We start from the raw sequence: 23,170 nt of genomic DNA, 5'->3' as shown, positions 1-23,170 counted from the left end.
AGGCGCATGCGCGTATGTTGACTATGCTTGTAAGGCACGACTATCGAAGAGGGATTTATGGACGATCCAGTCGACAACAAACCGCCGACCTTCTGGCAGATGCTGCACAGCGTGATGGCGGCGGCGTTCGGGGTGCAGAGCGGCAAGAACCGGGCAAGGGACTTCACCCATGGCAAACCCAGCCATTTCGTGATGCTGGGCATTCTGTTCACGGCGGTGTTTGCGCTGACGCTGTTTGCCATCGTCAAACTGGTGCTGCATTTCGCCGGGGTCTGACGCGGTCAGCGCATCAGGGTCTGCAAGGTGAAGGGGTAGCGATACGACGCCGGTTGCCCCTTGGCCGAGAGCTTGCGGAAATTCACGCCGTAGTCAGGCGACGTGCCCATGGCCAGCATTTGCCGGGCGTGCGCTTTGTCGATCAATTGCAACAAGGGAATCTGCCGGTCACGGCCGCCGTAGTGATTCAAATCGACGCCCTGCTCAACATCATGCAACTCGACCAACGCCCAGCCGCCCAGGGTGAAATGCCCGCCGACCAGCGCGCTCAAACGCCCGTCAACCAACGCCTGCAAGGCCGCCGGTGAGGTATTGACCGCACTGAACAAGGCATCTTTGCCGGGGACTTTGCCGGTCTCGGCGTAAGCGCGCATCGCGCCGAAGGCCATTTCATCATTGGCCGACCACACCAGCGACACCTTCGGGTAGCGGGCAAACAGCTGTTTGGCCTGCTCATAGGCGCGCTCTTGGGTCCAGCCGCTGTAGACCAATTGGCGCAGACGCATCTGTGGGTGTTCGGCCAGCGCTCGCTGCATGCCGCGCTCCCGCAATTGCGCCGAGGGGGTGACCTTCAACCCGGAGAACGCCAACACTTCAATCGGCTCAGCAGCGGGCGTCGACGGGTGCAGGCGGATCAGTTCCTTCATCATCAGGTAACCACCCTCCTCGTCGTTCGGCACTAGGCTGCCGATGCGGTCGTTCCGCTCACCGACCAGCGCTTGCTGGTCAGGTGTCAGCGCCGCGTTGACCATAAACAGCTTCACGCCGCTGTTCTCGGCCAGACGCAGAATTTGCGGGGCGACGTATTGTTCGTTGACGAACACCAGGTACTCGGGACGATTCGGCCCCTGCAACGCGATGCGCGCCTGAGCCAGGGTCAGTTCGGGCTGACGTTGGGAATAGAGAATCTGCAGATCGATGCCCAGATCATGGGCGGCCGCCTGCATGAACTGCGAATAGCTGACCCAGAATGCTTCCTGCGTCGAGCCCGGATTCAAAAACAGCACAGACTCTGCCCGCGCGCTGGTCTGAAACAGCGCGCCGAACAACAGAAGACTGATGTGGACAAACTTGAACATGAAGCATCCAGGCCCAAGGAAAAATGGCCGCGCATTATAGCCCTCGTTCCACCGGCTATTGATGCCTGATCCCGTTTTTTGTCCGACAATCTGTCGGAAGCGGGCCCGGATGGGTCGTTTACTGATGACTGACCCAGAATACCGCTGTCCCTACTACGAGAATGATCAGGAACAAAATGGCCCACGCATCGACACTGCTGTCGCTTTTTCTTGCCTTGGTCGGATTGCTCATTGCATCGCCTCTTGTCGGTTTTATCGGTGATTGCAGAAAGACTCGACCACAGTTAAGACGATGATTGTCCGCACGACAAATGTGGGTTAGTTGACAGCCATTCTCGTTAGGCGATTTGGTTCTTTACATATACTCAAACATCACTTTTGCGCATAACTGCAAACGGGTATATTGCCCCGGCTCCGTTAGGGAGTGCGCGGCCGTGCGCGCAGAATTGCAGAGGCACAATCGGACTCCAGCAAGCGAAAACGCAGTGCTACTCCGAATGGCCCAAGCCTGAGAACAGGACTTATATGTACGTATACGACGAGTACGATCAGCGGATCATCGAGGACCGCGTCAAGCAGTTCCGTGATCAGACCCGACGCTATCTGGCAGGTGAGCTGAGCGAAGAAGAATTCCGCCCCCTGCGCCTGCAAAATGGCCTGTACATCCAGCGCTTCGCGCCGATGTTGCGTGTGGCGGTGCCTTACGGCCAGCTGACTTCGCGTCAGGTGCGCATGATGGCCAAGATTGCCCGCGACTACGACAAGGGCTACGCCCACATCAGTACGCGGCAGAACGTGCAGTTCAACTGGCCCGCGGTGGAAGACATCCCGGACATTCTGGCTGAACTGGCCACCGTGCAGATGCACGCGATCCAGACCAGCGGCAACTGCCTGCGCAACGTCACCACCGACCAGTTCGCCGGTGTCGCTGCGGACGAAGTGATTGATCCGCGCCCATGGTGCGAGATCGTCCGTCAGTGGACCACGTTCCACCCCGAATTCGCCTACCTGCCGCGTAAGTTCAAGATCGCCGTCAACGGTTCGACCGCTGACCGTGCGGCCATTGAAGTTCACGACATCGGCCTTGAGCCGGTGCACAACGCCGCTGGCGAACTGGGCTTCCGCGTGCTGGTCGGTGGTGGCCTCGGTCGTACTCCGGTGGTTGGCGCGTTCATCAACGAGTTCCTGCCGTGGCAGGATCTGTTGAGCTACCTCGACGCCATCCTGCGCGTGTACAACCGCTACGGCCGTCGCGACAACAAATACAAGGCGCGGATCAAGATCCTCGTCAAAGCCCTCACGCCGGAAGTGTTCGCGCAGAAAGTCGATGCGGAAATGGAACACCTGCGCGGTGGCCAGACCACACTGACCGAGGCTGAACTGCATCGCGTCGCCAAGCACTTCGTCGACCCGGACTACAAGGCGCTGGACAACCAGACCGCGCAACTGGCCGAGCTGGACAAAGAGCATCCAGGCTTCGCTCGCTGGCGCACCCGCAACACCCTGGCGCACAAAAAGCCGGGCTACGTGGCCGTGACCCTGTCGCTGAAACCGACCGGCGTTGCCCCGGGCGACATCACCGACAAGCAGCTCGACGCCGTCGCCAATCTGGCCGACCGCTACAGCTTTGGTCAACTGCGCACCTCGCACGAGCAGAACATCATTCTTGCCGACGTCGAGCAAAGCCAGTTGTTTGCTCTGTGGGGTGAGCTGCGTGAAGGCGGTTTCGCCACGCCGAACATCGGCTTGCTGACCGACATCATCTGCTGCCCTGGCGGTGATTTCTGCTCGCTGGCCAACGCCAAGTCGATCCCGATTGCCGAGTCTATCCAGCGTCGCTTCGACGACCTCGACTACCTGTTCGACATCGGTGAGCTGGACCTGAACATCTCCGGCTGCATGAACGCTTGTGGTCACCACCACGTCGGCCACATCGGCATCCTCGGGGTGGACAAGAAAGGCGAAGAGTTCTATCAGGTCTCCCTCGGCGGCAGCGCCAGCCGTGATGCGAGCCTGGGCAAGATCCTCGGCCCGTCCTTCGCCCAGGAAGCCATGCCGGACGTGATCTCGAAGCTGATCGACGTGTACGTTGAACAACGTACTGAAGACGAGCGCTTCATTGACACCTACCAGCGTATTGGCATCGACCTCTTCAAGGAACGCGTCTATGCAGCGAATCATTAAGAACAACGCGGTCGTCGACGAAACCTGGCACTTGCTGCCCAAGGATTTCAACATCGACGAGATCAGCAACTGCGACGACCTGATCGTGCCGCTGCAACTGTGGCGTGAACACAGTCGCATGCTCAAGGCTCGCGACGGTGGTCTGGGTGTGTGGCTGGACGCCGACGAAGAAGCCGAGGAAATCGGTGAAGACGTCGCCGAGTTCCAGGTGATTGCCCTGAACTTCCCGGCGTTCACTGACGGCCGCAACTACTCCAACGCCCGTCTGCTGCGCGACCGTTACGGTTTCAAAGGTGAACTGCGGGCGATTGGTGACGTGCTGCGCGATCAGCTGTTCTACATGCACCGCTGTGGTTTCGACGCCTTTGCCGTGCGTGCGGACAAAGACCCGTACGAAGCTTTGGAAGGTCTCAAGGACTTTTCGGTGACCTATCAGGCCGCCACCGACGAACCGCTGCCGCTGTTCCGTCGCCGCTGAAGGTTTGCTGCGGACAAAAAAACGCCGGTCATGTGACCGGCGTTTTTTTATGCCTGCTCGAATTACCAGAAGCGCTGCTGGGTCAGACGACTCCACCAGCTCAGCAGTACGCGGTCGACCGAGCCGCTGGCGGCCATGCCAATACGTTCCTGCAAGCTTTTGCGCTCGGCGTAGTGCAGGTGGTAGACCTCAGCCTTTTTCGCCCGGTCGGCCAGGTATTCATCGCTGGTCTTGAGTTCATCGACCAGTTGTTTATCCAACGCCGCGACGCCGAGCCAGACTTCACCGGTGGCCACATCGTCAATGGCCAGTTGCGGGCGATAGCGGGCCACGAAGTTCTTGAACAGTTGATGGGTGATGTCCAGGTCTTCCTGAAACTTCTCCCGGCCCTTCTCAGTGTTTTCGCCAAACACGGTCAGGGTGCGCTTGTACTCACCGGCGGTGAGGACTTCAAAGTCGATGTCGTGTTTCTTCAGCAAGCGGTTGACGTTGGGCAGCTGTGCAACCACGCCGATCGAGCCGAGAATCGCGAACGGCGCGCTGATGATCTTCTCGCCGATGCACGCCATCATGTAGCCGCCGCTGGCCGCGACCTTGTCGATGCACACGGTCAACGGTACGCCGGCCTCGCGGATACGCGCCAGTTGCGAGGACGCCAGACCATAGCTGTGAACCATGCCGCCGCCGCTTTCCAGACGCAGGACCACTTCGTCCTTTGGCGTGGCGAGTGTCAGCAACGCAGTGATTTCGTGGCGCAGGCTTTCGGTGGCGGAAGCTTTGATGTCGCCGTCGAAATCGAGGACGAATACGCGGGATTTGGCGTCAGGTTGTTTCTTCTGCTTTTTCGCGCTTTTTTCGGACTTGGCTTCGCCTTTGCGCAAAGCCTTGAGCTGATCCTTGTCGAGCAACGTCTGCTCCAGGCGCTCACGCAGGCCCTTGTAGAAATCATTGAGTTTGCTGACCTGCAACTGACCGGCCGATTTGCGCCGGCCCTTGCTGCGCAATGCGGCAAAACTGGCAAGCACCACCAGAATGGCAACTACCAGGGTGACGGTCTTGGCCAGGAAGCTGGCGTATTCGGTGAAAAACTCCACAAAGACTCCTTAAACGATGCGCGGATGTGAGACACACGCGGGATGGCTCCAGCATACCCATGCGTCGGCTTGTCGGCCAGCCGTGAAACCTCTGGCAACACCCCTGTAACGGGCATTTCAAACAAGCGTATGTTTTTTCATTGACAGCTACCCGTCATCCTCATAACCTCGCCACAACCTTCAACGTACCGGGATGACGCGGACGTGGGCAGCATCTACTTGATACGACATGGCCAGGCCTCCTTTGGTGCAGACGACTATGACGTCCTGTCGCCGACCGGTGTGCGTCAGGCAGAAATCCTCGGTCAGCACCTCGCTGAACTGGGCATCAGCTTCGATCGCTGCCTCGCCGGTGACCTGCGTCGCCAACAGCACACGGCCACCAGCGCGCTGGCGCAATACGCCGCCAAAGGCCTGCCGGTGCCGACCCTGGAAACCGATTCTGCGTTCAACGAATTCGATGCCGACGCGGTCATTCGCGCGCTGCTCCCGGACATGCTGGCGGACGAGCCGGAAGCCCTCGACATCCTGCGCAACGCCGCACAGAACCGTGGCGAATTCCAACGGATTTTCGCCTTGATCATCGAGCGCTGGCTGGCCGGCACTTTTGACACGCCGGGGCTGGAAAGCTGGCTGGGTTTCGTCGAACGGGTTCAGGCCGGACTGCAGCGAATTCTTGAACAGGCTGGCGACAAACAGAAAATCGCCGTGTTCACCTCCGGCGGCACCATCACCGCCCTGCTCCACCTCATTACGCAAATGCCTGCCAGACAGGCCTTTGAATTGAACTGGCAAATCGTCAACACCTCGCTCAACCAGCTGAAGTTCCGCGGTCGCGAGGTGGCTTTGGCCTCCTTCAACAGTCATGCACACCTGCAGCTGTTGAAGGCTCCGGAACTCATCACTTTCCGTTGAGTCCGGTTAACTGTGAACCTTGCTGTAATCAACCTCATAAGGATCGAACCATGACCTCCGTAGCCGATGCCGTAAAAGCAATGCAAGCCAAGTTCAACCCAGCCGCTGCTGCCGGTCTGGATCTGGTTTTCGGTTTCAACATCACTGACGAAGACAAGCAGTACTCGCTGATCGTCAAAGACGGCACCTGCGATATCCAGGAAGGCGAGAACCCGGACGCCAACTGCACGCTGGTACTGGATAGCGAAACCCTGAAAGGTATCGTCAGCGGTGAAACCGACGGCATGCAGGCTTTCATGGGCGGCAAGCTGCGCGTTGAGGGCGACATGATGCTGTCGATGAAACTGTCCGAGCTGTTCCCGTCGTAATAGCGACGTTCAGCGGCATAAGAATCCCGCCTTCATGGCGGGATTTTTTCATTCGCGCGCTCAAATTTACTGCGCATTCCCGCTCTCACATTCTGTTGCCATGCCGTCGGCGGCAATGGCCGGCAGCGTGTTGATGGCCAGCCGCAAGGCCAGGCTCAAAGGTAATTTGACGGGTAAAAACTGAATCATGAACAGCATCTTTGCTTGTCAGGCCAATGCCATGTCCTTCAACAACCGGGTATCCAGGCCAAACCTTTCTTGAGAGACCATCTTGAACTGCCCCTCTGCCAGCTCGCAGCTCACCAGCAGATTCCAGGAATACCGAGTCGCCGCCGAGGGGATCAGCACAAACGGATGTTCGGCCAGCAGCGCCTCGGCAAACAACTGCTGATTGGGTGAAGGTCGGGCAGGGCTTAACCAGTACGGATTCGGCACCTCTTCCGGCTGCACGATTCTGACCTTGGCATCGCTGATGACTTCAAAGCACGTCAGCACGTACGGCTCACTGTCGAGCGCATCAAAACTGTTGTTGGCTGCCACCTCCAGAATGGCCGAAGACGGATCGACTGATGCATAAACGACTCGCCGGCCAGGCACATTCCATCGACCTCCATTCAGTTCTGAGCCTATCCCGCTGTCCCACGTAGTCCCGTAAACCTCGGGATCCAGCCGCCAGGCATACCAGTGCTCGTCCCAAGGCAAGGGATTCATGGGTAAACCCCGGACATGATCTGCCACAAATATTGTTCCACCATCTGGAAACCCAGTGGATGTCGGATAAATTCCAATGGCACGCGGCCGCTCAGATAAGGGCTGGGTTTCTGCATCCATACCTCCGCCCGCGATTGCCCGGCGAATGCCCGAGTGGCCATCTCCAGCACCAGCGCATATTGGTAGGCGACGACACTCTGTTGCGGGTCAAGCCGTACCGGTTTGCCTTCCTTCATGAGCCGGCGCACGGTTCTTACAGACTTGCCGGTGATACGTTTGACCATGTCTTCGCGCAGATACAACTCGCAAGTTGAAAGCATGTTGACGACATCGCTCAGCTCAAAGCCCTCGTCGGTAAGGCGGATGATCAGCAGGGCATCGTCACCGATGTTCTGGCCGTTCACGAGCAGATCGACAGGCTTGCCCGCGACCTTCTTCAGCCCCGTCAGCCGGGGCGCTTTGGGTGTGGGCATCGCGATATCCTCCATGGGGCATCTGGCGCGATCGTCGATCCAGAAATTGCGCAGGGAATAAACAGAGGTTTCATGCTCAATGTGTGGGGTACGCATAATTGATCCTTGATCTGGGAGCCTGAGCGTTCAAGCCGCTCAGCGACTTCAATGTCAGGACCGATGCTATAGATCGCGCTTCCGACGACCAACCTGAAAAGGTCGTCGGAAATATCCCCTGCTTGCCGCAAAACCCTGCATTTTCCGTAGGACGTAAACACAAAAATCCTGCCAGCAGCTGCCGCAGTGATCACTCACATCCAGCCACCACTGCCGCCCGCCTGGCTCTAAGCCAGGCGCGACTGTGCAGCAGCCTCGGCGACACTTTAAGCAATAAAAAATCACCACATTCAAACCACTGAACATAAGGCGCTTGGTCGCCGCAGAAACATTGGCTGACAGAACGTTGACCTCGATCACTGGCGCGTGGGTGGTCACTGATTAATCTCGCGGCTCAATCGAAGGCCAGGGACGGCTCAGCGAGAGCCCACGGCCGAATCCACTCAAGGAAGAGCAATCATGCGATCACTCAACATCATTCTGCTGTCGTCAGCGTTCAACGGCCTGACTCAACGCGCCTGGCTGGAACTGCGCGAGGCCGGGCACTCACCCAGCGTTGTGCTGTTTACCGATGAACAGGCCGTGTGCGAACAGATCGAACACAGCGGCGCGGATCTGGTGATCTGCCCGTTCCTCAAGGACCGCGTGCCGCAGGCGCTGTGGAGCAACACCGAACGGCCGGTGGTGATCATCCATCCGGGTATCGTCGGCGATCGAGGCGCCAGTGCCCTCGACTGGGCGATTACCAATGAACTGCCAAGCTGGGGCGTCACCGCGTTGCAGGCAGTTGAGGAAATGGACGCCGGCCCGGTGTGGGCCACCTGCGAATTCAACCTGCCGGCGGGCCTGCGCAAATCCGAGCTGTACAACGGCCGGGTCAGTGATGCGGCGATTCGTTGTATTCGCGAAGTGGTGGAGAAATTCATCGAAGGGTTTGAACCGGTTGCCCTCGACTATGCCGACACGAAAGTACGCGGACGCTTGCAGCCGAACATGAAGCAGGTCGACCGCAGCTTCAGCTGGCACGATTGCGCACGCTTTATCAAACGCTGCATCGATGCTGCCGACGGCCAGCCCGGCGTGTTGGCGAGCCTCGCCGGCGGTCAGTATTACGTGTACGACGCGCACCTGGATTCGCGTAGCGGCATGCCCGGCGAGATTCTCGCGGTGCATGACGATGCGGTGCTGGTCGCCGCCGGTGATCAAAGCCTGTGGATCGGCGCGCTACGGCGCAAACCGCAACCTGGCGAAGAGACCTTCAAGCAACCGGCGCGGCACGTGCTGGCCGGGCAACTGGCCGAGGTGCCTGTGCTGGACTGGTCGATCGCCACGCAGCCGTTCAGTAACGAAGCTTATCAACCGATCCGCTACCGGGAATCCGGCATCGTCGGTGAGCTGACCTTCGAATTCTACAACGGCGCCATGAGCACCAAGCAGTGCCAGCGCATGGTCGCCGCGCTGCGCTGGGCCAAATCCCGTGATACCCAGGTGTTGTTGATCAAGGGTGGGCGCGGCAGTTTTTCCAACGGCGTGCATTTGAACGTGATTCAGGCCGCGCAGGATCCTGGCGCCGAAGCCTGGGCGAATATTCAGGCAATCGATGATGTTTGCGCAGAACTGCTGACGGCCCGGCAACTGGTGGTCAGTGGCGTCACCGGTAACGCGGGCGCCGGTGGTGTGATGCTTGCGCTGGCGGCCGACATTGTCTTTGCCCGCGCCGATATCGTGCTCAATCCGCATTACAAGAGCATGGGCTTGTACGGCTCCGAATACTGGACCTACAGCCTGCCCCGCGCCGTCGGCCCGGCAATGGCCGAGCAATTGACCCAGGCTTGCCTGCCGGTAAGCGCGGTACAGGCGTGGCAACTGGGCATGGTTCAGGAAATCGGCCCGCGCTGCCCGGACGAGTTTGCCCTGTGGTTGCTGCAACGGGCCAACAGCGTGGTGAGCGATCCGACTTACGCGGCGGTACGCGAGCGCAAGGTGCGGGTTGATCAGGTATTGATCCAGCAATGCCGCGAAACCGAGCTGCAGGAGATGCAGGAAGACATGCTCTACAACCGTAATCAGTTTGCCGAGAAGTGCCGAAATTTTGTCTTCAAGCGCAAGGTGTGTGGCACGCCGGCGCGGTTGATTGAAGAGTGGGCGCGGGTGCGTTCGGTTGAGTTGGCCAGTTGATTTCGCGGTGACTGCTTTCCCCTCACCCTAGCCCTCTCCCTAGCCCTCTCCCAAGGGAGAGGGAACCGAGACGGGGATATTGGCGATCTTCACCGACCTGAGGGTCTTGCTTTGAATCCATAATCGACGCGATCTTTCAGGTCGATGTATGACGCCAGACACCTCGGTCAGTCCCCTCTCCCTCCGGGAGAGGGTTAGGCGGGCGGCGATCCGATGAGGGGCTTTTGCCTTTACAATGCCCGCCACCTCAAACACCGGCCCGCCCATGGACATCGATCTCGCTCGCACCTTTCTGGAAATCGTCCGCCACGGCAGCCTCGCCGCGGCGGCGCAGAAGCTGTTCGTCACGCAAACGGCGATCACCGCTCGCGTGCAGAAACTCGAAAGTCAGCTGGGCAGCACGCTGTTCGTGCGTAACCGCGCCGGGGCGAAACTGACGCCCAATGGCGAGGCTTTTGTGGTTTACGCCAATCAACTGGTGCAAACCTGGGAAGCCGCGCGCCGCGACCTGCCGCTGCCCGAGGGCTATCACAACGTGCTGCACATCGGCGGCGAAGTCAGCCTGTGCAACCCGTTGATGCTCAGTTGGGCGGCGGAACTGCGCGAGAAGATTCCCGGGCATGCCCTGCGCATGGAAATTCGCGACGGCGAAAACCTCCTACGCCAACTCGAACTCGGTGTGCTCGACGCCGCACTGGTCTACCAGCCGGAATACTGGCCAGGCTTGCAGGTCGAGCAAGTGCTGGAAGAAAAACTGATCCTGGTGCGAGCCCCCGATCGTCCCGATCCCTACGTCTACATCGACTGGGGCCCGGACTTCCGCCGCCAGCATGACGCGGCCCTGCCGGAAAAAGCCAAAGCCGCGCTGAGTTTCAACCTCGGCCCGCTGGCCCTGCAGTACATTCTCGAACACGGCGGCAGCGGCTATTTCCGTACCCGAGTCGTGCGTACTTACCTGGAAAGCGGCGCCCTGGAAGCGGTGACCAAAGCCCCGGAGTTCGGCTATCCGACTTACCTCGTGTACTCACGCGATCGCGATTCGGCGACGCTGCAGCAAGCCTTCCATCTGCTGCGCGAAGTGATCCGCACCGATGATGACTGGTCGCAACGCTGGAACCCGCTGAGCTGACGCGGCGGCTTCACAGCCGATCATGGCGCATGTGCCATTGAGGTCCGGCCTGCACATACGGCCGGATCGGCTAATCTGCCGGGTATAACAACAATCCCGCAGGTGATGCAGTGAGGCAGACCACCGAGGCATTTCGCAGCCGCTATCGTGCGGCCATTCATCCGCTGTACAACCCGTGGCTGCACGGCGCCTTCGTGCTGCTGTTCGGTGTGTTGGCCATTGGTGGTTTCTGGAGCAGCGTGCACCAGGTCAGCCTGCTGGAATGGCTGACGGTGCCGTTGACCCTGTTGTTTTTCAATTTCGCCGTGTACATGGTCCATCGTCATCTCGGCCACCACAAAAAGACCTTCGCGAAAATGTTCTACGCCCGGCATGCCGGCGATCATCACAGCTTCTTCACCCCCGGCCACATGACCTACGACAGCGCCCGCGACTGGCGAGTGATTCTGTTCCCCGCGTGGCTGATCGTGCTGCACACACTGCTGATCACCCTACCGTTGTGGTGGCTGCTCGCACAGGTAGACGCCAACGTGGCCGGGTTGTTTGGCGGCTGCATGGTCCTTGGTTATCTGACTTACGAGATATTCCACGCCTGCGAACACCTGCCGCCGCACAACCCGCTGACCCGCCTGCCGTGGATCCGCCAGATGCGCCACTTGCACGAGCTGCATCACCGCCGCGAGCGCATGCAGGAGCGCAATTTCAACATCGTTTTGCCGCTGATGGACTACCTGTTCGGCACCCTTTACCGGGAGCCGGAAATCACCCTTTTGAGCGATTCGAAAATGCCCATGACCCGCCTGCAACACCCGATCGATATCGCTGGTGAACCCATCGCCGTGCTGGCCTATGCCGCCAGTGTCAGTCGCTGGCCGGAGTGGCACCCCTCGTCGCTGAAAATCGATGGTGCGCAAGGCCCGTTGCATGCCGGCGCGCGCTTCGAAGAGGACATTCATGCCGGCGGGCGCGCGGGCCATTTGCGCTGGGAAGTCACCGAATACCTGCCCGGCCGGCGCTGGTGCGCGCGGGCGCAGGGCGATCATGGTTTGTCGCTGCTGCTGACCTATGAATGCAGCCCCGAGGGCAGCGGCACGCGTTTTGTGCGCACGCTGGATTATCGCTTCGACGGACTGGGCATGCGCATCGCCAATCGCTTGCTGCTCAAACGGCGCATCGAGCGCGAATCCGCCGCATCGATGCTGGCGCTGCGCGACATGGCCTCAGCGAGGGCCAGCGCGTGAAGCTGAGACATCTGCTGTTGTTGCTGGTCCTCATCGTCATCGGCTTTTTATTGTTGATGCCCACCAGGGTCGAACCCGTGGCCTGGACGCCGCCGCCAGCGCCATCGCTGACAGAAGGTCTCTACGCCGAGAACCAGAAACTCAAAGGCGCAGCGCAGGTCGGGCCGAGCGACATCGAAGGGCCGGAAGCCTTGCTGCTGGAAAGTGACTTCCTGATCACCGGGCTGCACGACGGCCGACTGATCCGCACCAGCCTCGACGGCCAGCAACGCAAAGTACTCGCCGACACCGGTGGCCGCCCGCTGGGCCTGGCCCGGCATCCGAACGGCATGCTGGTGATTGCCGATGCGATCAAGGGTTTGCTGTCCCTTGATGCGCAGGGTCAGCTGGTGCCTTTGACCACGGCGGCCAATAGTCTGGCCTTCGGTTTTACTGATGACGTCGCCATCGACAAGTCCGGGCATTACGCCTATTTCAGCGATGCTTCCAGCCGCTGGGGTTATGGCCATGACGGCGAAGCAATCATCGAGCACGGCGGCGATGGACGCCTGCTGCGCTATGACTTCCAGAGCGGCAAAACCAGTGTCCTGCTGGACAAGCTGGAGTTCGCCAACGGCGTGACCCTCGGCCCGGATGACGCCTATGTGCTGGTCAACGAAACCGGCGCCTATCGCATCAGCCGCTATTGGCTGACCGGGCCGAAAGCCGGCACTCACGACCTGTTTATCGATAACTTGCCGGGGCTGCCGGACAACCTGGCGTTCAATGGCAGCAATCGGTTTTGGGTGGCGTTGTATGCGCCGCGCAACAAGCTGCTAGACACCACCGCAGGGCATCCATTCGTGCGCAAGATGATCGTGCGGGCTTTGGCGGTTTTGCCTAAGCCGGTGGAGAAGCGCGGGTTTGTCCTGGGGCTGGATCTGGAGGGCAAGGTAATTGCCAATTTGCAGGATGCCAGCAGTGGCAACTATTCGCCGATTACCACGGTGCGCGAGTATGGGCCGTGGTTGTATTTCGGCTCGTTGAAGGCGACGCATATGGCGCGGATGCCGTTGGATGTGGCCCTGAAGTGAATCTGGCAACTTTGTGGTGAATGCGCTGACGCATTCGTCGGAACGCCGCCCGGAGCAGGCTCGCTCCCACAGGGTTATTTGCTGACCACAGCATTTGGGCTCAACGCAATCCACTGTGGGAGCGAGCCTGCTCCGGGCGGCGTTCCGACGAAGACGGTCTGTCAGTTGCTGGACTTGTCGAACTTGTCCGGATCTTCGTCTTCGGGCAGATCCTCATCCGGCTCTTCGGGATTGGCCGTGGTATGCGCCGGGCTGTTCGGTTCGGGATGCGTGGGAACCGGGTCGAATGCGCCCTGCTCTTCACTGGGGAATTTGGGATCGTTCATAAGGCACCTCGCAATGAGTCGGATGGAAGACTCTGTACATTCGAGGTGCCGGTCGTGGCTGTCGTTCCCGTCAATCCGCAACCGCAGGTCGGCGGGTCAACCGGGCTTCAGGATCGCGCCTGTAATTGCTCGACGATCTTGTCTTTGACCTGCAAGCGCTTCTCTTTGAGTTTTTTCAGCGTGTCGTCGCTGGGAGCATCCGAGGTGGCAGTCTCGGCCTTGACTACGTCGGCGTCCGCCTGGGAATACTTGTTGATCAGTGCGTCCAGATGTGGATCCGCGGTGCGTTTTTGCTGGATCTCTTCCTTTGTAAGCTTCAAGTCCTGAAACAGGTCATGGGGAACCGGCATGGAACACCTCCGTCAGTTGATCGGCTGGCCAACGCGACCGATTGCGCTGGCCAGTTATCAGAATGGCCTCGGTTGCACGGTTCTGTCGACCACCTGTCAGACCAGCGGTGTCCGTTCGTCGCCCTGTCGCAAATGCGATCAAACCTTTGCTCGTCGTGTTCCCTCCATTGGTTAACACCAACAAAAACTGCGTGGAGATACACCAATGGACGGATTCAACCTGCGTCATCTGGTTCTGGCTGTCGCGTTGAGCAGCGGCATGGGCAGCGCTTTCGCTGCAACTGACAATGACTTCGTCGATAACGCCGCGGCCGGTGGTATTGCCGAAATCGAAACCAGCCGCCTCGCCCTAGAAAAAAGCCAATCGGCTGACATCAAAGCGTTCGCCAACATGATGATCACCGATCACGGCAAGGCCAACGATGAGCTGGCGACTATTGCCAAGGCCAATGACATCGAAGTGCCGGACGAAACGACGCTGGTCAAACAGGCCAAGGAAAAGATCCTCGATATGCGCGATGAGTCCTTCGACGCCGCTTACGCCAATAATCAGGTGAAGGCTCATGAAGAGACCATCGAGCTGTTCAAGAAACAAGCCAATACCGTGACGGATGACAAGGTCAAAGGCGCCCCTGAACTGAAGGCATTTGCACAGAAAATGTTGCCGGCGCTGGAGAAACATCTGGCAGCGGCGAAAGAGCTGCAGGCCAAACATCCTAGTAAGTAAAAGCTTTACCCTCACCCCAGCCCTCTCCCGGAGGGAGAGGGAGCCGATCGAGGTGGATGTTCGAGTTACGCCGACCTGAAAGTCTTGCGTCGAACTCAGGTTCTGAATAGACCCCGATCGGCTCCCTTTCCCCCTCGTCTTTCCGGAGAGCGAGACGGAGCCGATCGTGTTGAATGTTCGAGTCACACCGACCTGAAATCCAGAGTTGAACCTGGCTTTTGAAAGGCACCGAGATCAGCTCCCTTTCCCCTCGCCCCCTTGGGGGAGAGGGCTGGGGTGAGGGGGATCGATGTCAGCAACACCACAAACCCAAAGCAAAAAAAAGGCCGCATCCAGATAGATGCGGCCTTGTCATATCCGCCGAAATCAACCGCCATCGGTATCAATATCGGCATCCGTCTCCTCCCCCGGCTTCGCCCGATCCGGTTGCGGTTCGAAGCCCGGACTGAACTCGTTGTCGTTGTCCGTGTGCTTGTTCTTCTGGTCCACTGCCGGGTCTGCGCTCTGCGCCTGACCATCCTCGCCCTGCTGCTGCGTCGGCGCCGGCTGCCCCTGCACCTGCGGGTCAATCGCTGGATCATTGCGGTTAATCGGTTCGCCAGATTGACTCTGTTGCCTGGTTTGCTCGTTCATGGCCACCTCGTTGGTCAAAACACCCCCGACACACATCCGTCGGGTGTCAAAGATTCGAAGCCTGGCCCGCGCCAACGTTCAAAACTTCGCCGCCCGCTTGAGGGTGCCAGTCGGAACGCCGCAATTACCGGCTCAAGGCCCGCGCGAGAAACGGCGCGGTTTTGCTTTTCTTGCTCGCCGCAACCTTCTGCGGTGTACCCGCCACCACGATTCGACCACCCTGATCCCCCGCGCCCGGCCCGATGTCGATCACCCAGTCACTCTGCGCGACCACGCGCATTTCGTGTTCGACCACAATCACCGTGTGCCCCGCCGTCACCAGCGTATCCAACTGCTCCAGCAACCGATCGACATCACGCGGATGCAGCCCGGTGGTCGGCTCGTCCAACACATACAAGGTCGCGCCGCGCTGATTGCGCTGCAACTCGGTGGCCAGTTTGATCCGCTGCGCTTCGCCACCGGACAACTCCGTGGCCGGTTGACCCAGGCGCAGGTAACCCAGGCCAATATCGCGCAGCACTTCCAGTGACCGGCGAATCCCCGCTTGCTCGGCAAACACCGTCACCGCTTCCTCGACGGTCAATTGCAGCACCTGCGCAATGCTCAAACCCTCCCAGAGAATCGCCAGGGTCTGCGGGTTGTAGCGCGCGCCATGGCAAGTCGGGCACGGCGCATAAACACTGGGCATGAATAACAACTCGACACTGACAAAGCCTTCACCCTCGCAGGTGGCGCAACGGCCCTTGGCGACGTTGAAGGAAAACTGCCCGGCGTCGTACCCAGCGGCTCGTGCCGCGTCGGTCGCGGCGTAGAGCTTGCGCACGCTATCGAACAACCCTGTGTAAGTGGCCAGATTGGAGCGTGGCGTGCGGCCGATGGGTTTCTGGTCGACCTGCACCAGTCGCTTGATCGACGCCAGCCCCGACGTCACCTGGCCGCTGCTGATCTGCGGCGCGTCGTCCTCGAGGCTGAGTTCTTCCGGCTCGCTGTCCACCGTCGGCCGCCCTAACTGCGCGCCGACCAGTTCCAGCAGGGCCTGACTGACCAGACTCGACTTGCCCGAGCCGGACACGCCAGTCACCGAGGTGAAGCAACCCAGCGGAAATTCGGCGCTGAGGTTATTCAGGTTGTTGCGGGTGATGCCATCAAGTTTCAGCCACGCCGTCGGTTTGCGCGCGGTGCGTGCCTGGCGCTGCGCTTCGGCAAACAGGTAGGCGCGAGTCTGCGACTGTTCGATCTCGGCCAGACCTGCCGGCGGGCCGCTGTACAGCACCTGCCCACCCTGCTCGCCCGCCGCCGGGCCGACGTCGATCAGCCAGTCGGCGCGGCGCATGGTTTCCACATCGTGCTCGACCACAAACAGCGTATTGCCGTCTGCCTTCAAACGCTGCAACGCCTCGAACAACGCCTCGCCATCGGCCGGGTGCAAACCGGCGGAGGGTTCGTCGAGCACGTAGATCACCCCGAACAATTGCGAGCCCAGTTGCGTCGCCAGTCGCAAGCGCTGCAACTCACCGGACGACAGCGTCGGGGTGCTGCGCTCCAGCGCCAGATAACCGAGGCCCAGATCGGTCAGGGTGCTGACCCGCTCCAGCAGATCCTCGGCGATGCGCTGCGCCGCCAGGCGTTTCTCCAGCGACAGGTTTGGCGTGTGGCGCACGTCTGGCGCGCTGCCGTGGCCGCTGGCGCCGTGGGCCACGCGTTGCTGGCGGGCCTCGCGGGTTTGCGCGTGACTTAAGGTCTCGCCGGTTTCTTCAGCGTGTTCGAGGTAGCTGGCCGCCGCCACCGGCCGCAGCACCTCGGCCACTTGCAGCAATGGCATCTGCGACAGCTCACCGATGTCATACCCGGCAAATGTCACCGACAACGCTTCACGTTTCAGGCGTTTGCCATCGCATAACGGACAAGAACTGCCGAGCATGAACTGCGAAACGCGCTTTTTCATCAGCGCACTTTGCGAGTGAGTAAACGTGTGCAGAATGTAGCGCCGGGCGCCGGTGAAGGTGCCCTGGTAACTAGGCTCCATCTTGCGTTTGAGGGCGACGCGGGTTTCTTCCGGGGTCAGCCCGGCGTACACCGGCACGGTCGGGGTTTCTTCGGTGAAGAGAATCCAGTTGCGCTGCTTTTTCGGCAGTTTTTTCCACGGGATGTCGACGTCGATGCCCATGGTCACGAGGATGTCGCGCAGGTTCTGCCCCTGCCACGCCAGCGGCCAGGACGCCACCGCGCGCTGGCGGATGGTCAGGTTCGGGTCCGGCACCATCAGCGCTTCGGTGACCTCGTACACCCGGCCGAGGCCATGGCATTCGGGGCACGCGCCTTGCGGGGTGTTCGGCGAGAAGTCCTCGGCATACAACATCGGTTGCCCCGGCGGATAACTGCCGGCGCGCGAATAGAGCATGCGGATCAGGCTCGACAGCGTGGTCACGCTGCCCACTGATGAGCGCGTACTCGGCGTGCCGCGTTGCTGTTGCAGGGCCACGGCCGGCGGCAGGCCTTCGATGGAGTCGACATCCGGCACGCCGACCTGATCGATCAGCCGTCGCGCGTACGGCGCCACCGACTCAAAGTAACGGCGCTGGGCTTCGGCATACAAGGTCGAGAACGCCAGTGACGACTTGCCAGACCCGGACACCCCGGTGAACACCACCAGCGCATCGCGGGGAATGTCGACATCAACGTTCTTCAGGTTGTGTTCACGGGCGCCACGTACCCGGACCATGCCGGTGGGCGCTTTGGAGGTGCGTTTGGAAGTCATCGACCTGCCTTTGTGAAGGAATGTTCTACGCTCAGCTACCGAGCACCACCCGAATCATCTGCAACATGGCCTCCGGGCTGTACGGTTTGCCAAGCAAGTGCGTGTCAGGGCTTAACTGGTGATTGCGTGAAATGATGTCGCGGGTGTGCCCGGAGGTGAACAGCACCGCCACCGGCGGTGTCTGCACCTTGGCCCAAGCGAACAGGTCGGAGCTTTTGATCAGCCCCGGCATGACCACGTCAGTGAAGATCAGGTCCACCTCGACACCTTCGAGGAGCATTTGCATGGCCGCATCGCCATGACYGGCGGTCAGCACGCGATAACCCTCCTCGCGCAACAATTCGACCGCCGAAGCGCGCACGGCGTCATTGTCCTCGACCACCAGAATCGTTTCGTGGCCGCCGCTCTGCTGCCTTTGCAGGCCGGGCGCCTCATCAAGGATCGGCCGCAGACTGCGCGGGAAGTACAACTGCACCCGCGTGCCCTCGCCGAGGGTGCTGGTGATCTCGACATGCCCGCCGCTCTGTTTGACGAAGCCAAACACCATGCTCAAGCCCAGCCCGGTGCCCTGACCGTCAGCCTTGGTGGTGAAGAACGGCTCAAACACTTGCTCGAGAATATCTGGCGGGATGCCGGCGCCGGAGTCACTGACCGCGACGCGGACAAACTCACCGGGAACGATGCCTTTACCGGCACAGAACTCGCGTTCGAGTCGCACGTTGGCAGCGCTGAGCGCAATGGTGCCCTCGCCCTTCATCGCATCGCGAGCATTGATCGCCAGGTTGAGAATGGCGTTTTCCAACTGGTTGCGGTCGACGTTGATGTGCCACGGCTTTTGCGGCAGTTGCACGTCGATCTGAATAGTCTCACCCAGCGCACGCTGCAGTAATTCGCCGACACCTTCGAAAATCTGCTGCGGGTTGCACACCGCCGGCGACAGAGGCTGGCGCCGGGCGAACGCAAGCAATTGCGAGGACAGCTTGGCGCCGCGCTCGACTGCTGCCAGCGAGGCGCTGACGCGGCGCTGCACGTTGGCATTGTTCGGTTCATGGCGCGCGAGCAGATGCAGATTGCCGGCGATCACTTGCAACAGATTATTGAAATCGTGGGCGACGCCGCCGGTCAGGCCACCAATCGCTTCAAGCTTCTGTGACTGGCGCAACTGCTCTTCAGCCGCCAGCCGCGCCTCGACTTCTTCGCCCACGCGCTGTTCGAGGTTGCGGGTAAATTTGAGCAGGGATTCTTCGGCGATCTTGCGTTCATGAATGTCGATCAGCACGCCGGGAAAGCGCAACGGCGCACCGTGTTCGTCGAACTCACAGGCGCCACTGGCCAACACCCAGGAATAACTGCCGTCACTGCGCCGCACGCGATACTCGGCGTTATACGGCTCACCGGTCTGCACGGAATGGGCGACGCGCTCTTGTACCCAGGCGTGGTCATCGGGATGGATGCGCGACTCGGCGATGTCCTGGGCCAGATTGCTCAGGTCATGCTCCGGCGGATAGGAGAACGTGCGAGCGAATCGCTCGTCTGCCGACAACGTGTTGTTTTTCACGTCCCAGACAAACGAGCCGAGCAAGGCCCCGGCATTCAACGCCAGACGCACCCGCTCGTTGTCGGCGCGGTAAGCGCTTTCGGCTTCCTGACGCCGGCGTTCGGAGTGCATGAACTCGGTGGTTTCCACCACCATCGCCATCACCCCGGCCGGCTTGCCGTCATCATTGGCCACCGGGCTGTAATACAGGTCCATCCAGACGTCTTCGGGGACGCCATCGCGCAACAGCACCAACTCTTTATTGCGAAACGACAAGGTGCCGCCGGCCAGGCAGGTATCGACCACATGCCGGTTGAAATCGGCGACTTCCGGCCAGCCCAGCTCCACCGGCGCACCGAGTAGATACGGGTGCCGACCACCGGCAAATTTCGAATAGGCATCGTTGTAGATCATGTACCCGGCATAGCCCCAGAGCATGACCATCGGCAGCGGCGACGCCAGCATCAGTTGCACCGCGCTGCACAGGCTGGCCGGCCAGCTGTTCAGCGGACCGAGTTCAGTATGGCTCCAGTCGAACGCACTGATGCGCCCGGCCATTTCGCCTTTCCAGCCGTCACAACCATGGCTATCGGATAAAAACTGCATCGACTGACTCAGTGTCCTGTGGTGATTGCCCGATAAATCGCGACGCCATAACGACGCGACGCCCGTCTGTTTCGAGCGCCTCCAGTCGCATTGGTTTCATATGATATATAGCCGATTTCATCCGCGCCCGGAACCTAAACCCCGATCAGGTGCTTGAGCGGGTGGTAGCCGGTTTTCATTTTGGCGGCGGCGTCGAGAATGGCCTTCTCGATGCCGTTCAGATGCGTGCAGGTCAGCTCGATGGCGGCGCTCTGATTGCCGGCCTCGATGTATTCGATCAGGCGCAGGTGTTCGTTGTCGCGGCAGACTTCATGGCTGTCGTCGTCCAGCGCTGCAGCGTACAGCGAAGCGCGGGAGATCAGTTTCTGGAACCAGTCGAGCAGCACCGGGTTATTCAGGCTGCACGCCAGTTTGATGTGGAACTCACCGAGCAGATGGATCAGCCGTTCGTGATCGCCCGCCGCGTGGGCTTCATCTTCCAGCAGCAGGTGTTCGCGCAAATCCTGCATCGCCGCGCTGTCCTTGCGCCGGCACAGTTCGGTAACGATGCCGATCTCGATCAGCCGGCGGGTTTCAAACAGCGAGCGGAGCTCTTCATTGCTCGGCAGCGACACCGATGCCCCTTTATTCGGCTCGGTGGTGACCAGTCCATCGGCCTCCAATTGCTTCAATGCCGCGCGCACCGACGTGCGGCTGACCTTGAATAATTCGGCCAGCGAGGCCTCACCCAGTTTCATCCCCGGGCGCAACGAACGCTTGCTGATCGCCTCGTAAACCCCTTGGTAGACGCGGTCGACCGTGGTTTCCGGTTTCTTTTCGGTCATTTGGGCACTCCTTTAACGTCGAGCAACTGAGTGCCACGCAGGATATAGCCTTCGGCTTCGAGATGCAGGGTCTTGATTGCACGTTGAGTGCGGATCAGCCATCGAGGCGGTGTCGCGCTACTTGTCTGCTCGTTGCAAGCAGGACATATGTGCCGGGAGGGGGCGGTGAGCAGGCTCACGCGTACATTTGATCTTTCCCACGCAGCGCGTGGGAAAGATCTTACCGGGCTCAGTCAGTGCCGTACTTCGGCGAGCGCGGGCCGTATAGCAGGCCTGCCCGGTGTCCGGCCGAGAGCAGACGATTGCTCGCCACACCGGCAATCGGGTAGCCGGCATCGGTGGAGCTGTTGATGATCTGCTTCACTGCCGCCGAGATCAGCATGCCGACGATACCGCCGGCATTGCTATTGCCACCCTCTTCGCTCGACGCCCGGGCCGAACCGGTCCACAGCGTCGTGCCACTTTTCAGGTCGACCAGTTTCGCCGTCGCGGTCACTGCCGTTTCGCTGCTGATCACCATGTAGCGCGTACCGTATTCGGTCACGGTGATGTACAGCGCAGCGTCCGCACCGAAGATTTCCTTCAGTTTGCCTGGCGGTGCCTGGTGGATGTCGTCCGGGGTGCTCAGACCGTTCTGGCGGAACGTCTCATCAACCAGCGCAATCGGCAGCACGTAGTAACCGGCTTCGGCCAGTGGGAAGGTCACCTGCGACAACAGGCTGTACGACGCCTTCACATCCGGCGAAGTGTTCAGCGGAGGCAGCACCAGAATGGTTTTCGGCCGCGCCTGTTTGTAGGCCGAGTAATCCACGGTCTTGGGCGCAACGCAGCCGCCCAGCACGGTCAGGGCCAGACCGGCGACCAGCAGTTTCAAGGTGCGCGCGATCATTTCGCGTCTCCGGTCTTGGCGTTTTTGAGCAGGAAATCCATGTACGTCCCAGACTCGGGGAACAGGGTTTTCTCGGTTTTGAACTGCTGCACCATCTGGTCGTCCTTGCCCATGCTCAGATAGAGCAGGCCAAGGTGCGCGTGGTAACCCGGCGGCACAGCCTTGCCGGTGGAGCGGATTTTCTGCAGGTCACGTTCCAGCGCTTCGGCCTGGGCTTCTTTCGGCTCTTCGCCTTTGAAGTATTCGTAGACCTGGGGCTCGTAACCTTCCCACTGGTACAGGGTTTGCGGGCCGGAGGCACAACCGGCCAACAAGGCGCTGGCGGCCAGCGTCAGCGCCATCAGCGCGCGCGACAAAGTCAGATTCATGGGTGTTGCTCCTTGCAAGGGGCGTCGATCAGTTGCCCGGTTTCCAGGCACCGGCGTTCATGCCATCGACCAGACGATTGATCGCCTCGCGCATGGCCAGATCCAGTACTTTGCCGTTGAGGGTGGAGTCGTAGGCAGCGGTGCCGCCGAAACCAATGATTTCGCGGTTGGACAAGGCGTATTCGCCGGCGCCCTGGGTCGAATAGACCACTTCGGAGGTACTGATATTGACGATATTCAGGTTGACCTTGGCGTAGGCCACCTGAGTCTTGCCACGGCCGAGGATGCCGAACAGTTGGTGATCGCCGGTCTCTTTGCGGCCAAACTCGGTGACGTCGCCGGTCACCACGTAATCAGCACCTTTCAGACGCTGAGCCTGGCCCTTGATCGCCGCTTCCTGCTGGATTTCGCCCATGTTGTCGCGATCCAGCACGCTGAAGCGGTTGGTCTGCTGCAAATGGGTGATCAGGATGGTCTTGGCCTGACCGCCGAGACGGTCGACGCCGTCGGAGAAAATCCCGCGCATATAGCTGGAGCGGTTGTCGAACTTGCCCACGGCCATTGGCACGCGAACGCCGGTCCAGACTTGTGTGGCGCTTTCAACCTTGGCCACCGGCAGCGCGCGGGAGCTTTCAGTGGCGCAACCGGCGAGTGTGCCGGCAATCGTGCCGAGCACGGCAATCGCAACGCCTGAGACCAGCATCCGGGAGATCATTCTCACTGAGTATTCCTTTTGAAAAACGGGGATGCCCCGACACGGCAAGGCGCTCGGGAGCTGAAAAGGGGCGGCATTATGACAAAGTGCCATCATTCGTGACAGGTTTTTTTGACGCCAGTGAATTGGCTGTTCCGGACTT

At 60.2% G+C, this 23,170-nt stretch carries 24 protein-coding genes; 10 read left to right on the top strand and 14 right to left on the bottom strand.

Going from position 1 to position 23,170, the window contains the following annotated elements; all coding sequences use genetic code 11:
• Positions 1–57 precede the first annotated feature (57 nt).
• Positions 58–276, top strand: coding sequence for a DUF2970 domain-containing protein (locus AC1DVF_RS04250; RefSeq protein WP_016983294.1), 219 nt, complete (start codon positions 58–60; stop codon positions 274–276).
• A gap of 5 nt (positions 277–281) precedes the next feature.
• Here the strand turns inward: AC1DVF_RS04250 and AC1DVF_RS04245 are convergent, their stop codons facing one another.
• A complete protein-coding gene (locus AC1DVF_RS04245; protein WP_257355329.1) occupies positions 282–1,355 on the bottom strand; it encodes an ABC transporter substrate-binding protein in 1,074 nt (357 codons plus the stop codon).
• Between the two features lie 525 nt (positions 1,356–1,880).
• Between AC1DVF_RS04245 and AC1DVF_RS04240 the strand changes: the two genes are divergently transcribed.
• Both AC1DVF_RS04240 and AC1DVF_RS04235 read left to right on the top strand, forming a co-directional pair.
• Entirely contained in the window at positions 1,881–3,539 is a 1,659-nt protein-coding gene (locus AC1DVF_RS04240) for a nitrite/sulfite reductase (protein WP_477782056.1), read from the top strand.
• The gene (locus AC1DVF_RS04235) at positions 3,523–4,017 is read left to right on the top strand and encodes a DUF934 domain-containing protein (RefSeq protein WP_093430863.1); all 495 of its coding nucleotides are present in this window, start codon (positions 3,523–3,525) and stop codon (positions 4,015–4,017) included. The genes AC1DVF_RS04240 and AC1DVF_RS04235 overlap by 17 nt, the downstream gene beginning before the upstream one ends.
• A 62-nt stretch (positions 4,018–4,079) precedes the next feature.
• Here the strand turns inward: AC1DVF_RS04235 and sohB are convergent, their stop codons facing one another.
• Complete coding sequence (gene sohB, locus AC1DVF_RS04230) at positions 4,080–5,111, bottom strand: protease SohB (RefSeq protein ID WP_093430860.1); 1,032 nt, start codon at positions 5,109–5,111, stop codon at positions 4,080–4,082.
• Positions 5,112–5,315: 204 nt separating this feature from the next.
• On the opposite strand from sohB, the gene AC1DVF_RS04225 reads away from it, so the two are divergent.
• Entirely contained in the window at positions 5,316–6,026 is a 711-nt protein-coding gene (locus AC1DVF_RS04225) for a histidine phosphatase family protein (RefSeq protein ID WP_186624538.1), read from the top strand.
• 50 nt (positions 6,027–6,076) lie between these two features.
• A complete protein-coding gene (locus AC1DVF_RS04220; protein WP_007912567.1) occupies positions 6,077–6,394 on the top strand; it encodes an SCP2 sterol-binding domain-containing protein in 318 nt (105 codons plus the stop codon).
• Positions 6,395–6,460: 66 nt separating this feature from the next.
• Here the strand turns inward: AC1DVF_RS04220 and AC1DVF_RS04215 are convergent, their stop codons facing one another.
• From AC1DVF_RS04215 to AC1DVF_RS04205, 3 genes are read right to left on the bottom strand one after another with little or no spacing between them, the layout of a single operon-like run.
• The gene (locus AC1DVF_RS04215) at positions 6,461–6,583 is read right to left on the bottom strand and encodes a hypothetical protein (protein ID WP_460091183.1); all 123 of its coding nucleotides are present in this window, start codon (positions 6,581–6,583) and stop codon (positions 6,461–6,463) included.
• Between the two features lie 18 nt (positions 6,584–6,601).
• Positions 6,602–7,105, bottom strand: a complete 504-nt coding sequence (locus tag AC1DVF_RS04210; protein ID WP_093430855.1) for an RES family NAD+ phosphorylase — start codon at positions 7,103–7,105, stop codon at positions 6,602–6,604.
• Entirely contained in the window at positions 7,102–7,578 is a 477-nt protein-coding gene (locus AC1DVF_RS04205; RefSeq protein WP_175559577.1) for an MbcA/ParS/Xre antitoxin family protein, read from the bottom strand. The genes AC1DVF_RS04210 and AC1DVF_RS04205 overlap by 4 nt, the downstream gene beginning before the upstream one ends.
• Before the next feature lie 555 nt (positions 7,579–8,133).
• Here AC1DVF_RS04205 and AC1DVF_RS04200 point away from each other — a divergent pair.
• From AC1DVF_RS04200 to AC1DVF_RS04185, 4 genes are all read left to right on the top strand, one after another.
• On the top strand, positions 8,134–9,852 hold the full coding sequence (locus tag AC1DVF_RS04200; protein WP_477782055.1) for a hydrogenase maturation protein: 1,719 nt from the start codon (positions 8,134–8,136) through the stop codon (positions 9,850–9,852).
• Between the two features lie 265 nt (positions 9,853–10,117).
• Positions 10,118–10,981, top strand: a complete 864-nt coding sequence (locus AC1DVF_RS04195; RefSeq protein WP_007912548.1) for a LysR family transcriptional regulator — start codon at positions 10,118–10,120, stop codon at positions 10,979–10,981.
• Between the two features lie 110 nt (positions 10,982–11,091).
• Positions 11,092–12,222, top strand: coding sequence for a sterol desaturase/SRPBCC family protein (locus tag AC1DVF_RS04190; protein WP_477782054.1), 1,131 nt, complete (start codon positions 11,092–11,094; stop codon positions 12,220–12,222).
• Entirely contained in the window at positions 12,219–13,295 is a 1,077-nt protein-coding gene (locus AC1DVF_RS04185) for an SMP-30/gluconolactonase/LRE family protein (RefSeq protein ID WP_477782053.1), read from the top strand. The genes AC1DVF_RS04190 and AC1DVF_RS04185 overlap by 4 nt, the downstream gene beginning before the upstream one ends.
• Positions 13,296–13,456: 161 nt before the next feature.
• Here the strand turns inward: AC1DVF_RS04185 and AC1DVF_RS04180 are convergent, their stop codons facing one another.
• Positions 13,457–13,621, bottom strand: coding sequence for a hypothetical protein (locus AC1DVF_RS04180; RefSeq protein ID WP_007912545.1), 165 nt, complete (start codon positions 13,619–13,621; stop codon positions 13,457–13,459).
• A gap of 107 nt (positions 13,622–13,728) precedes the next feature.
• Positions 13,729–13,971 (bottom strand): HP1242/YdcH family protein, encoded by a 243-nt coding sequence (locus AC1DVF_RS04175; protein WP_099756464.1) that lies wholly within the window; start codon positions 13,969–13,971, stop codon positions 13,729–13,731.
• Between the two features lie 205 nt (positions 13,972–14,176).
• Here AC1DVF_RS04175 and AC1DVF_RS04170 point away from each other — a divergent pair, with 205 nt between their 5' ends.
• Positions 14,177–14,698 (top strand): DUF4142 domain-containing protein, encoded by a 522-nt coding sequence (locus AC1DVF_RS04170; RefSeq protein ID WP_186624531.1) that lies wholly within the window; start codon positions 14,177–14,179, stop codon positions 14,696–14,698.
• Between the two features lie 366 nt (positions 14,699–15,064).
• Here AC1DVF_RS04170 and AC1DVF_RS04165 read toward each other — a convergent pair whose 3' ends face one another.
• The 7 genes from AC1DVF_RS04165 to AC1DVF_RS04135 form a co-directional block, all read right to left on the bottom strand.
• Positions 15,065–15,331 carry a hypothetical protein gene (locus AC1DVF_RS04165; RefSeq protein ID WP_460091186.1) on the bottom strand — a complete coding sequence of 89 codons (267 nt, stop codon included), beginning with the start codon at positions 15,329–15,331 and terminating at the stop codon, positions 15,065–15,067.
• A 124-nt stretch (positions 15,332–15,455) separates the two neighbouring features.
• Positions 15,456–18,089, bottom strand: coding sequence for an excinuclease ABC subunit UvrA (locus AC1DVF_RS04160; protein WP_477782052.1), 2,634 nt, complete (start codon positions 18,087–18,089; stop codon positions 15,456–15,458).
• Positions 18,090–18,120: 31 nt separating this feature from the next.
• The gene (locus AC1DVF_RS04155; protein WP_477782051.1) at positions 18,121–20,232 is read right to left on the bottom strand and encodes an ATP-binding protein; all 2,112 of its coding nucleotides are present in this window, start codon (positions 20,230–20,232) and stop codon (positions 18,121–18,123) included.
• Between the two features lie 134 nt (positions 20,233–20,366).
• Complete coding sequence (locus tag AC1DVF_RS04150; RefSeq protein ID WP_093430824.1) at positions 20,367–21,056, bottom strand: GntR family transcriptional regulator; 690 nt, start codon at positions 21,054–21,056, stop codon at positions 20,367–20,369.
• Between the two features lie 229 nt (positions 21,057–21,285).
• Positions 21,286–21,945 carry a DUF799 domain-containing protein gene (locus tag AC1DVF_RS04145; RefSeq protein ID WP_093430822.1) on the bottom strand — a complete coding sequence of 220 codons (660 nt, stop codon included), beginning with the start codon at positions 21,943–21,945 and terminating at the stop codon, positions 21,286–21,288.
• A complete protein-coding gene (locus AC1DVF_RS04140) occupies positions 21,942–22,313 on the bottom strand; it encodes a DUF4810 domain-containing protein (protein ID WP_093430820.1) in 372 nt (123 codons plus the stop codon). The genes AC1DVF_RS04145 and AC1DVF_RS04140 overlap by 4 nt, the downstream gene beginning before the upstream one ends.
• Positions 22,314–22,341: 28 nt before the next feature.
• The gene (locus AC1DVF_RS04135; protein ID WP_161986630.1) at positions 22,342–23,028 is read right to left on the bottom strand and encodes a CsgG/HfaB family protein; all 687 of its coding nucleotides are present in this window, start codon (positions 23,026–23,028) and stop codon (positions 22,342–22,344) included.
• Between the last annotated feature and the right edge of the window lie 142 nt (positions 23,029–23,170).

Source organism: Pseudomonas sp. P4_D7 (assembly GCF_056401755.1).
The sequence above is the reverse complement of the archived record's forward strand: the minus strand, read 5'-3'. Positions and strand labels throughout refer to the sequence as shown.

Excerpts from the sequence above, each read along its gene's own strand:
- AC1DVF_RS04220 (WP_007912567.1), top strand. The coding sequence starts at position 6,077 with ATGACCTCCGTAGCCGATGCCGTAAAAGCAATGCAAGCCAAGTTCAAC.
- AC1DVF_RS04215 (WP_460091183.1), bottom strand. The coding sequence starts at position 6,583 with ATGATTCAGTTTTTACCCGTCAAATTACCTTTGAGCCTGGCCTTGCGG.
- AC1DVF_RS04145 (WP_093430822.1), bottom strand. The coding sequence starts at position 21,945 with ATGATCGCGCGCACCTTGAAACTGCTGGTCGCCGGTCTGGCCCTGACC.
- AC1DVF_RS04240 (WP_477782056.1), top strand. The coding sequence starts at position 1,881 with ATGTACGTATACGACGAGTACGATCAGCGGATCATCGAGGACCGCGTC.
- AC1DVF_RS04245 (WP_257355329.1), bottom strand. The coding sequence starts at position 1,355 with ATGTTCAAGTTTGTCCACATCAGTCTTCTGTTGTTCGGCGCGCTGTTT.
- AC1DVF_RS04170 (WP_186624531.1), top strand. The coding sequence starts at position 14,177 with ATGGACGGATTCAACCTGCGTCATCTGGTTCTGGCTGTCGCGTTGAGC.
- AC1DVF_RS04150 (WP_093430824.1), bottom strand. The coding sequence starts at position 21,056 with ATGACCGAAAAGAAACCGGAAACCACGGTCGACCGCGTCTACCAAGGG.
- AC1DVF_RS04235 (WP_093430863.1), top strand. The coding sequence starts at position 3,523 with ATGCAGCGAATCATTAAGAACAACGCGGTCGTCGACGAAACCTGGCAC.
- AC1DVF_RS04160 (WP_477782052.1), bottom strand. The coding sequence starts at position 18,089 with ATGACTTCCAAACGCACCTCCAAAGCGCCCACCGGCATGGTCCGGGTA.
- AC1DVF_RS04210 (WP_093430855.1), bottom strand. The coding sequence starts at position 7,105 with ATGAATCCCTTGCCTTGGGACGAGCACTGGTATGCCTGGCGGCTGGAT.
- AC1DVF_RS04175 (WP_099756464.1), bottom strand. The coding sequence starts at position 13,971 with ATGCCGGTTCCCCATGACCTGTTTCAGGACTTGAAGCTTACAAAGGAA.
- AC1DVF_RS04200 (WP_477782055.1), top strand. The coding sequence starts at position 8,134 with ATGCGATCACTCAACATCATTCTGCTGTCGTCAGCGTTCAACGGCCTG.
- AC1DVF_RS04250 (WP_016983294.1), top strand. The coding sequence starts at position 58 with ATGGACGATCCAGTCGACAACAAACCGCCGACCTTCTGGCAGATGCTG.
- AC1DVF_RS04165 (WP_460091186.1), bottom strand. The coding sequence starts at position 15,331 with ATGAACGAGCAAACCAGGCAACAGAGTCAATCTGGCGAACCGATTAAC.
- AC1DVF_RS04205 (WP_175559577.1), bottom strand. The coding sequence starts at position 7,578 with ATGCCCACACCCAAAGCGCCCCGGCTGACGGGGCTGAAGAAGGTCGCG.
- AC1DVF_RS04140 (WP_093430820.1), bottom strand. The coding sequence starts at position 22,313 with ATGAATCTGACTTTGTCGCGCGCGCTGATGGCGCTGACGCTGGCCGCC.
- AC1DVF_RS04135 (WP_161986630.1), bottom strand. The coding sequence starts at position 23,028 with ATGATCTCCCGGATGCTGGTCTCAGGCGTTGCGATTGCCGTGCTCGGC.
- AC1DVF_RS04180 (WP_007912545.1), bottom strand. The coding sequence starts at position 13,621 with ATGAACGATCCCAAATTCCCCAGTGAAGAGCAGGGCGCATTCGACCCG.
- AC1DVF_RS04195 (WP_007912548.1), top strand. The coding sequence starts at position 10,118 with ATGGACATCGATCTCGCTCGCACCTTTCTGGAAATCGTCCGCCACGGC.